Raw genomic sequence first — 14,044 nt, 5'->3', positions numbered from 1 at the left:
CTGATATGAAAATATCTCCTGCCAAGGAAAATATTCTCAAAAGAGTAAGAAATGCATTGAGCCAATCGGTGCAGTTGCCCTTCCCCAATTCGGAGGGCAACAGTTCCGTTTTTGTAAAAGAGCATGACGGCCTGGAGATGAAGTTTGCAGAGGAATTCGCCCGTTTACAGGGTAAATTCATTTTCTGCACCAGCAAAGAGGAACTAATGGAGAATCTGCTGGCACTGGTTGCTTCCCGGGAATGGGAAGATGTACACTGCCAGACGCCATCCTTAATGAAGGCGTTCCAGTTGTCGCAATTCCCCTTTATCAACAAGGGCGATATGCATACAGCAGCGGCAGCCATCACAGATTGCGAACTGCTGGTAGCGCGTACAGGCACTATGGTGCTGAGCGCAGCACAACCTTCCGGCAGGGCATTACCGGTATATACGCCGGTACATATTGTGATAGCCTATACACATCAGCTGGTGTTCGATCTGAAAGATGCGATAGCCCGCCTCAGAGATAAGTACCAGGGAGAGCTGCCATCATCGATCCACTTTGCATCCGGTCCCAGTCGTACCGCAGATATCGAAAAAACACTGGTAGTAGGAATACATGGACCCCGCGAGGTATACGTGTTCCTGGTAGATGAATGAATTATCAATTGTTAAACATATTCGAGCAGCGCGTGATCCTCATCATGCGCTGTTCTTTTAAATGATTATCTTATACCGGCTCGCTATGACCAGGTTATTTCTCTTTCTTTTTACCGCTGTTTTACTGGCGTCATGTGGACAAGCTTCCGAGCAGTCTCGTAATGCCATTGATACTACTAATACATTGACCATAAAAGGACCAACTGCAGTATTGTTCAGGCCTGCAGGAAATAAACTGCGATATATAAAAGCTGATATCGGCGAAAAGGGTTTTCCTTCTTTACAAACAGCTAATAACAGTATCCTTGCGGAAGATAGTGTTTACCTGGCGGGTAAAGGTTTGAAGGTTATCAGCACCAGCGCCACTCAGTTACAATTTATAAGAGCGAATGGAGAGATCTTGTATGTCAATCTCGCTCATCCCAAATATACCTGGGAGATCTTCATCTACAATGGCTATAGTGATCCTGTCAAAGCCGATCTGACAGATATTGAGGCTGCTTACCTTGAATCAGGGATAAAGCAACCCTGAGTAGCTTTCCCGTTTAGTTGTTTTGTTGAAGAGTTATTTATTACTTCGCAGTGGCAACGAATCGTTTAATCATCTGTCGTCACCTGAGGGTGATGCAGGTAGGAAAATATATCATCTATGGAGCATGGACTGTCCGCTGTGGACTATTCCATTCCTCTTCCGGAGGGCAAACGTGTTTATTTCGCATCAGATTTTCACCTGGGTGTACCTGATCCTGCTACGAGCAGGGAGAGGGAAAGACATATTGTGAGATGGCTGGATGCTGCTGCTAAGGATGCGGAACATATCTTCCTGGTAGGTGATATTTTTGATTTCTGGTTTGAATACAGGGAAGTGATCCCTAAAGGATATACCCGCCTGTTGGGAAAACTGGCAGAACTGAGAGACCGGGGTATCGGTATGTCTGTTTTTATAGGGAACCATGATATGTGGATGGATGGCTATTTTAAAGACGAGTTGGATATTCCCGTTCACTATGAACCCAAAACTTACAATATAGGCGGCAAGCGCTTCTACATTGGTCATGGTGATGGTCTCGGGCCAGGCGACCATGGTTATAAGATGTTGAAGAAAGTGTTCCGCAACCCCATATGCCGTGCTTTATTCTCATTGATCCATCCTTCCTGGGGTATTGGTCTGGCGAATTATTTCAGCCGTAAAAGCCGCGCTGCTACGGGTATGGAGCTGGAGAAATTTCTCGGAGAAGAGAACGAATGGCTGGCCATTTATAGTAAAGAGATTTTGCAGCAATCCCATTTTGACTACTTCATTTTTGGGCATCGTCACCTGCCATTGGATCTGCAGGTAGGGCCTGACAGCCGTTATATCAACCTGGGCGACTGGTTGTACTACTGCAGTTATGCCGTATTTGATGGTAAAACAACATCCCTGTTATACGATAAATAACGCTCTATTCCAGGATCTCATGCAGAATGGGAGGAGAGTTTAATTCCTGGAAGTCGGGTAAATGCAGCTTGAAAAAGTCCAGGTAGGCATACAGGAGTTTCCTGCGTTTGTCCTTATTCATATTGATCTCCCCAAGACTTTCCCAATTGGTACATTGAAAAAGACGGTCTGTTATTTCACTATTGGCAGCATCCAGGTAGTTGCTGTGATGCGGTGGCAGATCTGTGAATGAACCTTCCTGCAGGTCAAGGTAATGCGCGTACTCTGAATACCGGCCGTTTAAGCGGAAACCCAGATGTTCTGCAAGTTTAAGCGTGAAGTACAAAGGAATATTCGCTGCAATGGACAATGGTGCTACATCTAGTGCCTGTAATGCCTGTTCTGAAAAATAATACAGTTCCAGCTGTTGTTCCGGTTCCCGCAGGCTTTTCTGCAAAAGCTCTATCATATACAGGGCAACCGTATTCTTAACGATGTTGAAGTGAAGGGAGGTATAGATATAACCCAGTTTAAACTCGGAGATACGCTGAATGCTTTTTTGCTCGTGATGATACACTACCAGCTCCAGGATGTTGCCAGGCTGGAAGAGATTACCCTTCGCTTTAGGTTTGGAAGAACGTACTCCATTCACCATATAAGACTGCACACCGAAGAGTTCCGTGAATATATTGACAATGGCGCTGGTATCGCCATATTTGACCGTTCTTAATACTATCCCGCGAGTTTTGTGTAACATACCTGACAGCGAAGCTGGATTCAAATGTACGATTAGCGGCCGTTAATTGATGAATACAATCTTTGTGACCAGGTGCTCCCCTCCTGTTTCGCTCGCCGCAAATACCAGGTATACGCCAGACTGTGGCCGATGCCCGGTATAATCTAATCCATTCCAGGTTGCTTGTCCACCGGAAGCCCTTGTCTGGAACACCATTTTCCCGCTAATGTCGGTGATCTTCACTCTTGTATTCTGTACCAGCCCACGGATGGCGATAGTACCACTGTAGTCGTGTGGCACAGGGTTAGGGAATACCAATACGGAATCCCGCGTCATAGTAGCAACTGGTTCGGTAGCGGTACCATGCCATGACATCAGGCCTTTTCCCGTAGCAAAGTATATTTCTCCGGTCTGAGGATCTATGACTATCGTGTAGATATGATTGTCAGGAAGTGGGCTGTTGTTGGTGTTGAACTGCTGCAGGATCTGATCTCCATCCTCGCTTACCAGCCAGGCGCCATTAAGCGTGCCTACCCATTTGCGGTTGGCGCCATCTACGGCGATGGTGGTCACCTGCTCATCCTGAAACAGGTAGCCGGCGAAATTGTCCTGCTGGATGATTGGAAGGATAGCGTTGCAACCATCAGACGCTGCCTGTCCGGGGCAGTTGATAACAGCGATACCTCTGGCTGTACCGACCCAGATACTCCCATTTTTGTCTTTTGCCAGGCAATAGACATCATTGGAGGGCAGGTTACCCTGGTTGCTTCCCAGGCGGTACTGCCGCCATTGATCGTCGTTCTTATTGTCCAGGGTGTTGTTGTGATTCAATACAAACAGGCCATTGCTTTGTGGAGAGACTATATACACAAGGCCATAGTCATCCGTCAGCAACTGACTGATGGCATTACCAGTCATTACATAAGGACTGCGGAAGGATAGCCAGGTATTGTCAGGCTTTTTCACCAGCAAGTTATTCGAGGCACCATAGGCAGACAGCCATAGATTGCCTGCAGCGTCTGTGGTTAATCCGCTGACGTTATAAGCAGCAGGATTGTTGGCAGCAGGTGGCAGAACCCCTTGTTTGAAGATGGTATAGCCGCCATTGGAAGCCGCATATACCAGTCCTCCGCCAAAAGAGCCCAGATAACATCCCTGACCACCGGGATCAGGAGAAAGGGTGATCAGATCTGAGACAGTGCTCAGCGCAGGCTGTGTGCTGGGAGCGAACTGGTTCCAGCTGCCTTCTGAAAAGGTATAATAGCCGTTATTGTTACCTGTAGCCTTCCAGTCGCTGCTTACGCCACCAGCGCTAGCCCAGAGTGTATTGTTAATGAACAGCATACCGCCGGTAATGATACTGGCTGGTGCATCCGGATGAATAGCTGTAAAGCTGTTGTCGTCAGTTCTGTAGCGGATAAGCCCCTGCAGCGAATCAGCTATCCATGTTTCATTGTTGGTATTAGCTGTCTGTAAGGGCGCATTTATCAGCGGATGCTGTAATGTTTTTATGGGATTGGCGTTGGCATCGAGGACGATGATACGGGCAGTGCTTCCGGGTTGCTGCTCGCTGAGGAACAACTGACTGCCATGTACATCCATGTTATGAATCGTCCAGCCATCTGTATACCAGGATGTCCAGGTATTGTTGGCGAACCGGAATAACTGATTGCCCTGGCGGCAGATCAGCTGATTGTTGAAAGAGATAATTTCCTGTATGGTGTCGTGTTGCAGGCCTTGATTGAGAGAAGACCAGTGTCGGTAATCAGATAGGTTGTTGCTGTTGAGTGCCGCAGTTCTGACACCTGCGGCAGTGGCGGCGTACAGGGAACCATTAAGGACTGCAAGCGAATATACCGGTGTATAATCACCTGTGCTGCCTACTACATAGGTAGCTGCGATCTCAGGAACCGCTGTATTTACAACAACAATCCCGAGGCCTGTACAGAGATAAGCGTAATTGTTATAGTAGAAGATGTGAAAAACAGATTTGTCTGCGGCTACCTGCTTGCGCATCAGGTCAGGGATATTGAAGCTGTTGTTGCCGCTCAGCAGATCGATGTTACTATTGCGATAAGCAATCAGTATTTCATCATCGTTTGCAGCTATAGCACTGATCCCGATATCGTGAAGACCATTGATCTTGCTGTACCTGCTGATCTCTTCATCTGCACCGGTGGTGACAGAGAATAAACCCTGGGCTGTGGCACAGTATATTTTATCTTCTTTCATGGTAACTGCAACAGCGGGACGCCAGGGAAGATGATCACTCCACTGGCCCACGGGAGTCTGGGCGTTCGCCTGATGGAAAGTCAGGCAGGATAGGCTAAAAAGGACATAAAGGGATGTCAGGAAGCGGTACATGCATCAAAAATAGTTATATGTTGTTACTTTATGACACTTGCCCGCATATACCTGACCTCCCTTTTTTTAGACAACTTTGATTACCTTTACGCCCTACTAAATTACAAAGACGCGTATGTGGCAACGCTTAGCTGGATTCGTATTGAAATTCCGTCTACCACTCCTGGTTATATTATTGTTGAGCACTGCAGTGATGACTTATTTTGCCAGCAAGGTGGAATTGTCCTATGAGCCTAACAAATCTATACCGCTTGACAACCTGAAATACCAGGACTATCTCCGCTTCAAAGGGCAATTTGGCGAAGATGGTAATATGATTGTGATCGGAGTACAGACAGATAGCTTCTTTCAGAAGGACTTCTTTCGCGATTATGTGCAGTTGAATGAGGACATGAAGAAGGTGGAGTTTGTGGAGAATGTATTGAGTGTGCCATTTGCCATCAATCTTGTTAAAAATGACAGCACCCACAAGCTGACCCCAGAACCCTTATTCAGTGGCGATCTGCAGCAGCAGGCGGTGCTCGATAGTCTTGCCGGGGCTTTAAATAATCTTCCTTTTTATAAAGGCCTGCTGTACAATCCTGATACACATGCTTACATGATGATGATCAACATCAATAAGGGAGTAATGGGGACTGCCCGCCGTATTGAGGTTGTGAACAATGTAATGAAGCTCGGAACTGCTTTCGGTGAAAAGCATCATACAGAAGTGCGTATGAGCGGATTACCGCTGATCCGTACCATCGTAGCGCAGAAGGTGGCGAAGGAGCTGGGACTGTTCCTGAAATTATCATTCGTGCTGACAGCGCTCATACTCTTGCTATTCTTCAGATCATTCGGAGCGGTGCTGATGTCTATGATCGTAGTGGCAATCGGGGTAATATGGTCTGTAGGTACGATCGTATTGCTGAATTATAAGATTACCCTGCTGACGGGTTTGATCCCACCATTAATTGTGGTGATCGGTATTCCGAACTGTGTATATTTCCTCAATAAATATCATACTGAATTCGCGAAGGACGGTAACAGAACCCGGGCGCTGGTACATATGATCCAGCGTATGGGTATTGTAACTCTCTTTACCAACCTGACCGCAGCGATCGGTTTTGGAGTGTTCTGTTTCACCAAGAGCGCCCTCCTGAAGGAGTTTGGCGTGGTAGCAGGATTAAATATCATGCTGATCTTCCTGATCTCATTTATTTTCCTGCCTTCCGTGTTGAGCTATCTGCCTAAACCCAAGATGAAACATACCAATTACATGAATAACAGGTTCTTCCGTTCCCTGCTGGATGGATTGACAGCCCTGGTATTTAAGTATCGTCCCTGGGTATACGGTTTGACTGTGGTAATGGTATTGGCGGCAGTGATTGGTATGCTGAAACTGCATTCTGAAGCGCACATGCTGGATGATATTCCTCAGAGCGACAGGCTGTATACAGATCTCAAATTCTTTGAACATAACTTCAAAGGAGTGATGCCATTGGAAATTGCGGTGGATACAAAGAAGAAGAATGGTGTAGTAAGTCTGCAGACATTAGAGAAACTGGATCAGTTGTCAAAACTGATAGCAGCGCAGCCGGATTTCGCAAGGCCTTTGTCTGTAGCAGAAGGCATTAAGTTTGCGAAACAGGCTTATTATAACGGCGATAGTTCCAACTACTCTGTACCGAACTCGTTTGATATTGGTTTCCTGGCGCCTTACCTGCGTATGAAGGGAGGAACCAATGCCAGTGGCAATGCTACTGCTTTTACCAAGCTGGTTTCTTCCTTCATGGACAGCACCCGGCAGGTAGCGCGTGTGAGCGTGAATATGGCAGATGTCGGTTCTGCGAGATTGCCAGTATTGCTGGATTCATTGACGCCACAGGTGAACCAGATCTTCGACAGTACGAAGTATAAAGTGACCTTCACTGGTACCAGTGTTATTTTCCTGGAGGGTAGCCGTTTCATTATCAACGGGCTGACAGAAAGTATCCTGCTGGCATTTGTGCTGATCATTTTCTGTATGCTGTACCTTTTCCGTTCCTGGAGGATGTTGCTGATCTCCCTGATCCCGAATATCATTCCGCTGGCGGTAACAGCCGGTGTGATGGGCTGGCTGAATATACCATTAAAACCATCTACCGTACTGGTATTCAGTGTGGCGCTGGGGATAGCAATAGATGTGACAATCCGTTTCCTTGTGAACTTCAAGCAGGAGTTACCTCATCATAATCTGGACATTTCGGCTACGGTAAAACAGACCATTCATGAAACCGGATTAAGTATCATTTATACCTCTCTGATCCTGCTGGCCGGATTTATGATCTTTAGCTTCTCTGAATTCGGCGGTACCAAGGCGCTGGGCTGGTTGACGTCTCTTACATTGTTAATGGCTATGGTCACGAACCTGACCATTTTACCAGCGCTATTGTTGTGGATGGAAAAGGCCTTACTGAAGAAAGCGCAGAAGAAACAATTATGGAATACGTTAGACGAGGAGAATGATATAGATATATCTGAGCTCGGATTAAAAGAGCGCGAGAAATATGAAGACTAGATAAGTAGATCATACACATATAATTAAAACGCTCAATGCATGATTATCAGCATTGAGCGTTTTTTGTTAAGCCCAAATAATCTAGTGGACTACATTCATCCCCCCATATTAGCCGTTTGTATAAAAGGATGCCACATACCCATTAAAAAGTATGAGGTTTATAATGCCATTCTAACCTCTTTTAGTTCATGAAAAACAAATACTTAAAGGGCGCTCACCTTTCTGAGCGTAAATTTAAGGAGATACTACGGCTATTCGCCGAAGATCTTACAGCCACGCAGATTGCCAACATTAGTGGAGTAAGCCGGGTTACCGTAAACAGTTATCTCAAAAAGATTCGCCAACAGATCGCCCGTCATTGTGAGTCCTTATTGCCGGCAGAGAGCCATTACCGCCCTGCCGCGCCGGTACGTAGTGTACAACACCATGCATCCTCAGCCGAGGAAGGAGATGTTTCCGTTAAAACAGAAGTAGGCCGTAATGTGAAGCCGGTTGTATTTGGTATCTACCGTTGTTCAGACAGGTTGCATACCGAGATATTGCCGGACGTAAGCAGGTCTATGATCCATTCTGTGGTGAGAAGCAGCCGTTCCATACTGGAGATGCAGAGCGCTGCGGAGAAGATCCGCCGTTTCAGCAATGTAGTTGACCTCGGACAGTACCGTTTATACAATCTCGAAAATGAAGGAGCCGTCAGTATTGCAGACGATGTAGATGCATTCTGGGGACTTACCAAGCACAGGCTTGCAAAGTTTAAGGGATTGAACCGTAGTACGGTATACCTGCATTTGAAGGAATGTGAATTCCGGTATAACAACAGGAATGAAGACATCTATGAAACGTTGCTGGAGTTGTTAAAGACCCAGCCGCTCAGTCTTTCCTGATGACAGGTTTATCACTTACAATATTGCTGCAGTGATGCAGCGCACTTTTATTTAGATCTGGAACAAAACCCGGATTTAGATTTTGGTTGATGAGCGCGCAGGTGGTAATCCTACCGCCTGCCTTTAAATTTTATTGTATTTACTTATTTAAGTATATTGTGAAATTCTTTAGTTAAACTCTTTTATATATCACAGATTTCAGTTATTACAAATAAAAAAATTCCAGTTATGTTAAAGAACTGTTAAAGGGATGTTATAACATCTAATTTGTTAACTACTTTTGTTCAGAATTATTGTTAATAAACTTATATTTGAACGTTAAAATTAAGTTAAACAACAAAGACAGGGTTAATTGCTTATGAGAAATGGCCGTGGAACGGCTTCTCACCCTCTGTATACTCATTTAAGGAATTTAGGACAAGTATTGTTAATTGCGTTTAGGGGAACCAAAATGTATTTTTTCAATTAGTATTTTATCAACGTAGGACAAGCGCTCAGATCCAGTGGTCGGTTTCCTGAGAACTATATTCTATTTCATTTGAATATTTAACTAAACAACCAGAAACAACAAAGCTTATGAGGAAAAGTCTAATTTTCCTCCTGTCCACTGTATTAGTGGTAGGGCAGGTGGTTGCGCAAAACCGTCCCATTACAGGGAAGATTACTTCCGCTGATGATGGTAGTCCGGTGATAGGCGCTACAGTCATTGTTAAAGGTACCACAACCGGTACTGTAACCAACATGAATGGTGAGTATACCATTCAGGTACCAGAAAACGCTACAGCCCTGATCGTTAAGTTCGTGGGTATGAAAGACCAGGAAATAAAACTGGGCACTGGCGCAAAACACAATGTGGTATTATATCCCGATGTTACCAAACTTACTGAGACTGTTGTAACAGCTAACGCTATCCGCCGCGATAAAGCATCTCTGGGTTACGCAGCTCCAACTTTGAAAAATGATGAACTGACCAGAGGTCAGAGCACAAGCCCACTGAATGCACTTGCAGGTAAAGTAGCCGGTGTGAACATCTCTTCTGGTTCCAATGCTCCGGGAAGTTCTTCCAGGATCGTATTAAGGGGTGGTTCTTCCATCACCGGTAATAACCAGGCGCTGATGGTTGTAGATGGTGTACCCATCGATAACTCCAGCATCATCGGTGGTGGCGACAGCCGTAGCACCGTTGACTTTGGTAACCGTGGTAACGATATCAACCCTGAAGACATCGAGTCTGTTACCGTGCTGAAAGGACCTGCAGCAGCTGCGTTGTATGGTTCCCGTGCTTCCAACGGTGCATTGATCATCACCACCAAGAGCGGTAAGAAAGCATCCAACAAAAAGAATGAAGTTGCTTTCAATACAGCAGTTACTTTCTCTAACGTAGTAAAACTGCCTGAATTCCAGAACGATTACGGTCAGGGTTACGATGGTGAAACTAATGATCCACGTGAGAACTGGACATGGGGTCCTAAATTCACTGGCGTTAACCAGGCATGGGGACAGTCCATCAATGGTGTAAGACAGATGAAACCTTATTCAGCACAGCCTGATAACGTGAAGAATTTCTTCGAAACAGGGAAGACAGTGAATAACAACCTGTCCTTATCAGGCGCCGGGGAAAAGACCACTTATTACCTGTCTGTAAACAGTCTGAACTCTGATGGAGTAATGCCTGACAATTATGACAGATACAATAAGTATGGTATTCGTTTCAATGGTACCGCACAGCTGAGCAACAAATTCACTACTGCCGTTAACGTTAACTATAACAAGATCTTCAGCCGCATGATCCAGGGTGGTCAGGGTAATGCATCTGTGTTTGATAACGTGTTACAGACTCCCCGCGACATTCCTCTGGACAAAATGGGTGATCTGAATAATCCTTACTATGGATATGGTGTAACCCACGATGCTGCTGGTAACCCAACCTACGGTTTCTATGGTGTATATACTATCAGCCCATACTATATTCTGAAGAACTACCAAAACCTGAACGATGTGGATAGGGTGAGTGGTAACTTCTCAATAGGTTATAAACCTACAGAATGGTTGGATGTATTGGAAAGATTAGGCGCTGACGTTTATTCAGACCGTCGCCAGTATAAGTATCCTAAATTTGATTACCTGCCTGCTGATGATGCGGGAGAATGGTACGATCCGGAAGATAACCGTCTGATCCAGACCGGTAAATACGGTGAAGATCAGTACAACCTGAGCGAGATCACTCACGACCTGATGATCACTGCAAAGAAAGATTTCGGTCCTGATTTCAAAACGTCCCTGATGGTGGGTAACAACATCCGTCAGCGTACATTCAATACCTTGGAAACGCAGACTAACCAGTTAAATGGTCTGGTTATTCCAGGATGGTACAACCTGGACAACAGTAACGGTCCTGTATACACTTTCAACGAGCGTACAACCCGTCGTCTGGTTGCTTTGTATGCAGATCTGAACCTGTCTTACAAGAACATGATCTATTTAGGCGCTACTGCCAGAAATGACTGGTCTTCTACATTGCCTAAATCAAACAGGTCCTTCTTCTATCCAAGTGTAAACGGTTCATTCGTATTCACTGAACTGACCAAAGAAACTGGTCTGGCGCACATCCTGAACTACGGTAAGATCCGTGCAAGCTGGGCGCAGGTAGGTAACGACGCTAATCCATACCTGTTGCGTACCTACTACGGTAAAGCTGACTTTACCAGTGGTTTCGGTAGCATCACCTTCCCATTCAATTCTATTCCAGGCTTCACTTACGGTAACCTGATCGGTAACAATGCCCTGAAACCTGAGATCACAACTGCGTTTGAAGTAGGTACTGAATTGAACTTCCTGGATAACAGGCTCTCTATAGATTTCTCTTATTATAAAAACAAATCTAAAGACCAGATCCTGAATGTGCCGATCGCTACATCTTCTGGTTTCACTGCCAAAGTGCTGAACACCGGTGAGGTAGAAAACAAAGGTGTGGAATTGGGCGTGAGAGGTACTCCTATCCGTACTGCATCAGGTTTCAGCCTGGAACTGTTCGGAACCTATACCCGCAACAAGAACACTGTAGTTGACATCGCAAATGGTGTAGACCAGGTAGTAATTGGTGGTGTTGGTGGTATGAGTATCGTTGCTGCAAAGGGCAAACCTTATGGTACTTTCTATGCACAGGATATTCAACACGATGCACAGGGCCATGTAATTGTAAGCGCTTCAACAGGTATGCCGCTGCTGACGCCTTCTGCCGTTTACCTGGGTTCTTACAATCCTAAATACCAGGCTTCCTGGGGCGCTAACGCCTCTTATAAAGGCTTCACCTTCAGCATTCTGTTTGATACTAAACAAGGTAATCAGTTTTACTCCCGTACAAAAGACATCCTGGACTTCACAGGTGCTGCATGGGAAACAGCTGAGGGCGGACGTGAAGACGCTCCATTCCCTAACTCTGTAGTAGATGATGGAACTGGTAAACTGGTGCCTAACACTGAAGTAAACTATTCTAAGCAAGCTTACTTCTCTTCTGTTATTCCTTCCGGACAACATGTTATTGATGCATCTTATATCAGATTACGTGAAGCAAGTCTCTCTTACAGACTGCCTAAGAATCTGCTGAGCAGAAGTCCGTTCGGTGACATCACCGTAGGTCTGTTCGGTAACAACCTGGGACTGTGGACTGCAAAACAGAACAAGTTTGCTGATCCGGAAGTTAACTCTGGCGGTGCTACCAATGAACAGGGTTTTGACTTCACAGCTCAGCCATCTCTGAGGAACTATGGTTTCAATGTAAGAGTGACATTTTAACGATTAAAGAGCTAAGAAAATGACAAAAAAGAATATTCTAATCAGGTCAGCTGCAGGTTTTCTCACTGCACTGTCTCTCACAATAACAGGTTGTTCTAACTTCCTGGATATAAATGATAATCCGAACCTGGCAGAAAGCGCTGAACCTGCGCTCATATTACCGTCTTCACAGGCAGCGATCGCAATGGTAGTTGGTTGCCAGTTCCAGATTTACGGTGGTATCTGGAACCAGTACTGGACACAGAACTTCGGTAACTCCCAGTATAAATCTATCGAGCAGTACCTCATACAGGGTTCCAGCTTTGACAGACCATGGTCAACGCTTTATGCTGATGCTATGACGGACCTGCAGCTGATCATCAACAAATCAGGAGAAGAGAGGTACAGACAATATGCTGCTATTTCCCTGCTGATGAAAGCATATGATCTGCAGTTGCTGACAGACGCTTTCGGTGATATTCCGTTAAAAGATGCACTGCAGGGCGAAAGTAACGAGAACTATGCGCCTCACTATGATGCTCAGGCGGAGGTATATGACAGCATTTTTGCTATGATCGACAGAGCAAAAGGCTGGATTGACCCTGAGTCAGCATTCCTGCCAGGTTCAGAAGACCTGATCTTCGGTGGAGACATGGACCAGTGGACCCGATTCGCAAACACACTGAAATTAAGGGCTTATCTGCGCTTATCGTATGTGAATGCCGGAAAAGCAGAAGCTGGTATAAAGGCATTGGGTACCTCTGGCGCTGAATTCCTGACAGAAGATGCAAAAATTGATTATATCACTACAGGTAGCAACAACAACCCGCTCTATGCTGAACTCTTTGCACTGGGACAATACCGTCAGCTGAGAGCAAGTAACACCTTGTTCAAACAAATGCAGTCAAGGAATGACCCGAGAATCAATGTATACTTCCAGACACTGAGCGTGGGAGGCACACTGATCAGAAGAGGTATGGATCAGGCCAGCTACGATGTTGGTCCTAACGGTTCTACTCCAGCGACTATTTTTGGTGCAGATCCGCTGAATGAAGCGGCAGCAACAGCGCCTGTTAAATTCATCTCCAGCTATGAAAGCTACTTCCTGCAGGCAGAAGCAGCTGCAAGAGGCTGGCTGACCGGCAATGCAGCAACTTTGTATCAGCAGGGTATTCAGGCTAGTTTTGACGCTTATAATGCTACACCAGGTACCTATATCACTACCCAGGTTGCAGCATTCCCTGCTACAGGTGTTGAAGCACAGGTAGAGGCGATCCAGATACAGAAATACTTTGCAATGGCGCTCAACCAGAACTTCGAAGCGTGGACAGAATGGCGTCGCACAGGATATCCTAAAGATTTCTTTGTAAAACCTGTTACAGGTACATTGCCAGCAGGCACTTACCCTGTGCGCTTCCTGTATCCTAACACTGAGCTGACCAGGAACCCTAACTTCCCGGGAGCAAAAACCATCACCGATAAGGTTTGGTGGGATACCAAAGACTAAGCAATAACAGATAGATAGTTTTCGGGGGCTGACAAAAGAGTAAAAGACTTTTTTGTCAGCCCCCGAAGTTTTTTTGCCCACCTTCTACCTGCTTTTTCGGACCATCAATATTGTCTGAGTGAATGTTAGTTAATTACCGTATTTGGATATCGATACCCCGTTAAACAATGAAAGCAGGGACA

The 14,044-nt window shown here is 45.6% G+C and carries 9 protein-coding genes; 7 read left to right on the top strand and 2 right to left on the bottom strand.

From position 1 onward, the window contains the following. Window positions 1–5 precede the first annotated feature (5 nt). The 3 genes from BLR32_RS04570 (at window position 6) to BLR32_RS04560 (ending at window position 2,079) form a co-directional block, all read left to right on the top strand. Window positions 6–641, top strand: coding sequence for a LutC/YkgG family protein (locus BLR32_RS04570; RefSeq protein WP_089829044.1), 636 nt, complete (start codon window positions 6–8; stop codon window positions 639–641). Window positions 642–726: 85 nt separating this feature from the next. After that, entirely contained in the window at window positions 727–1,173 is a 447-nt protein-coding gene (locus BLR32_RS04565) for a hypothetical protein (protein ID WP_089829043.1), read from the top strand. 117 nt (window positions 1,174–1,290) lie between these two features. Next, window positions 1,291–2,079: a UDP-2,3-diacylglucosamine diphosphatase gene (locus BLR32_RS04560; protein WP_089829042.1), complete on the top strand. Its 789-nt coding sequence runs from the start codon at window positions 1,291–1,293 to the stop codon at window positions 2,077–2,079. Between the two features lie 4 nt (window positions 2,080–2,083). On the opposite strand, the gene recO is transcribed toward BLR32_RS04560, so the two are convergent. Together recO and porZ are read right to left on the bottom strand one after the other, a co-directional pair. Then, on the bottom strand, window positions 2,084–2,815 hold the full coding sequence (recO, locus tag BLR32_RS04555; protein ID WP_089829041.1) for a DNA repair protein RecO: 732 nt from the start codon (window positions 2,813–2,815) through the stop codon (window positions 2,084–2,086). Between the two features lie 42 nt (window positions 2,816–2,857). After that, the gene (gene porZ, locus BLR32_RS04550) at window positions 2,858–5,158 is read right to left on the bottom strand and encodes a type IX secretion system anionic LPS delivery protein PorZ (protein ID WP_089829040.1); all 2,301 of its coding nucleotides are present in this window, start codon (window positions 5,156–5,158) and stop codon (window positions 2,858–2,860) included. Window positions 5,159–5,273: 115 nt separating this feature from the next. On the opposite strand from porZ, the gene BLR32_RS04545 reads away from it, so the two are divergent. From BLR32_RS04545 to BLR32_RS04530, 4 genes are all read left to right on the top strand, one after another. Continuing rightward, window positions 5,274–7,697 carry an efflux RND transporter permease subunit gene (locus BLR32_RS04545; RefSeq protein ID WP_089829039.1) on the top strand — a complete coding sequence of 808 codons (2,424 nt, stop codon included), beginning with the start codon at window positions 5,274–5,276 and terminating at the stop codon, window positions 7,695–7,697. Between the two features lie 188 nt (window positions 7,698–7,885). Continuing rightward, entirely contained in the window at window positions 7,886–8,581 is a 696-nt protein-coding gene (locus BLR32_RS04540; protein ID WP_089829038.1) for a LuxR C-terminal-related transcriptional regulator, read from the top strand. A 576-nt stretch (window positions 8,582–9,157) separates the two neighbouring features. Further along, window positions 9,158–12,376: a SusC/RagA family TonB-linked outer membrane protein gene (locus tag BLR32_RS04535; RefSeq protein WP_089829037.1), complete on the top strand. Its 3,219-nt coding sequence runs from the start codon at window positions 9,158–9,160 to the stop codon at window positions 12,374–12,376. A gap of 19 nt (window positions 12,377–12,395) precedes the next feature. Beyond that, complete coding sequence (locus BLR32_RS04530) at window positions 12,396–13,862, top strand: SusD/RagB family nutrient-binding outer membrane lipoprotein (protein WP_089829036.1); 1,467 nt, start codon at window positions 12,396–12,398, stop codon at window positions 13,860–13,862. Window positions 13,863–14,044: the final 182 nt, after the last annotated feature.

This window comes from Chitinophaga filiformis, from assembly GCF_900102545.1.
Classification (GTDB): domain Bacteria; phylum Bacteroidota; class Bacteroidia; order Chitinophagales; family Chitinophagaceae; genus Chitinophaga; species Chitinophaga filiformis.
This window is presented reverse-complemented; position numbering and strand designations above follow the sequence as displayed.

What these genes read in the sequence shown, in the direction of transcription:
- BLR32_RS04535 (WP_089829037.1), top strand. Translation starts at nt 9,158, where the DNA reads ATGAGGAAAAGTCTAATTTTCCTCCTGTCCACTGTATTAGTGGTAGGG.
- recO (WP_089829041.1), bottom strand. Translation starts at nt 2,815, where the DNA reads ATGTTACACAAAACTCGCGGGATAGTATTAAGAACGGTCAAATATGGC.
- BLR32_RS04530 (WP_089829036.1), top strand. Translation starts at nt 12,396, where the DNA reads ATGACAAAAAAGAATATTCTAATCAGGTCAGCTGCAGGTTTTCTCACT.
- BLR32_RS04560 (WP_089829042.1), top strand. Translation starts at nt 1,291, where the DNA reads ATGGAGCATGGACTGTCCGCTGTGGACTATTCCATTCCTCTTCCGGAG.
- BLR32_RS04545 (WP_089829039.1), top strand. Translation starts at nt 5,274, where the DNA reads ATGTGGCAACGCTTAGCTGGATTCGTATTGAAATTCCGTCTACCACTC.
- BLR32_RS04570 (WP_089829044.1), top strand. Translation starts at nt 6, where the DNA reads ATGAAAATATCTCCTGCCAAGGAAAATATTCTCAAAAGAGTAAGAAAT.
- porZ (WP_089829040.1), bottom strand. Translation starts at nt 5,158, where the DNA reads ATGTACCGCTTCCTGACATCCCTTTATGTCCTTTTTAGCCTATCCTGC.
- BLR32_RS04540 (WP_089829038.1), top strand. Translation starts at nt 7,886, where the DNA reads ATGAAAAACAAATACTTAAAGGGCGCTCACCTTTCTGAGCGTAAATTT.
- BLR32_RS04565 (WP_089829043.1), top strand. Translation starts at nt 727, where the DNA reads ATGACCAGGTTATTTCTCTTTCTTTTTACCGCTGTTTTACTGGCGTCA.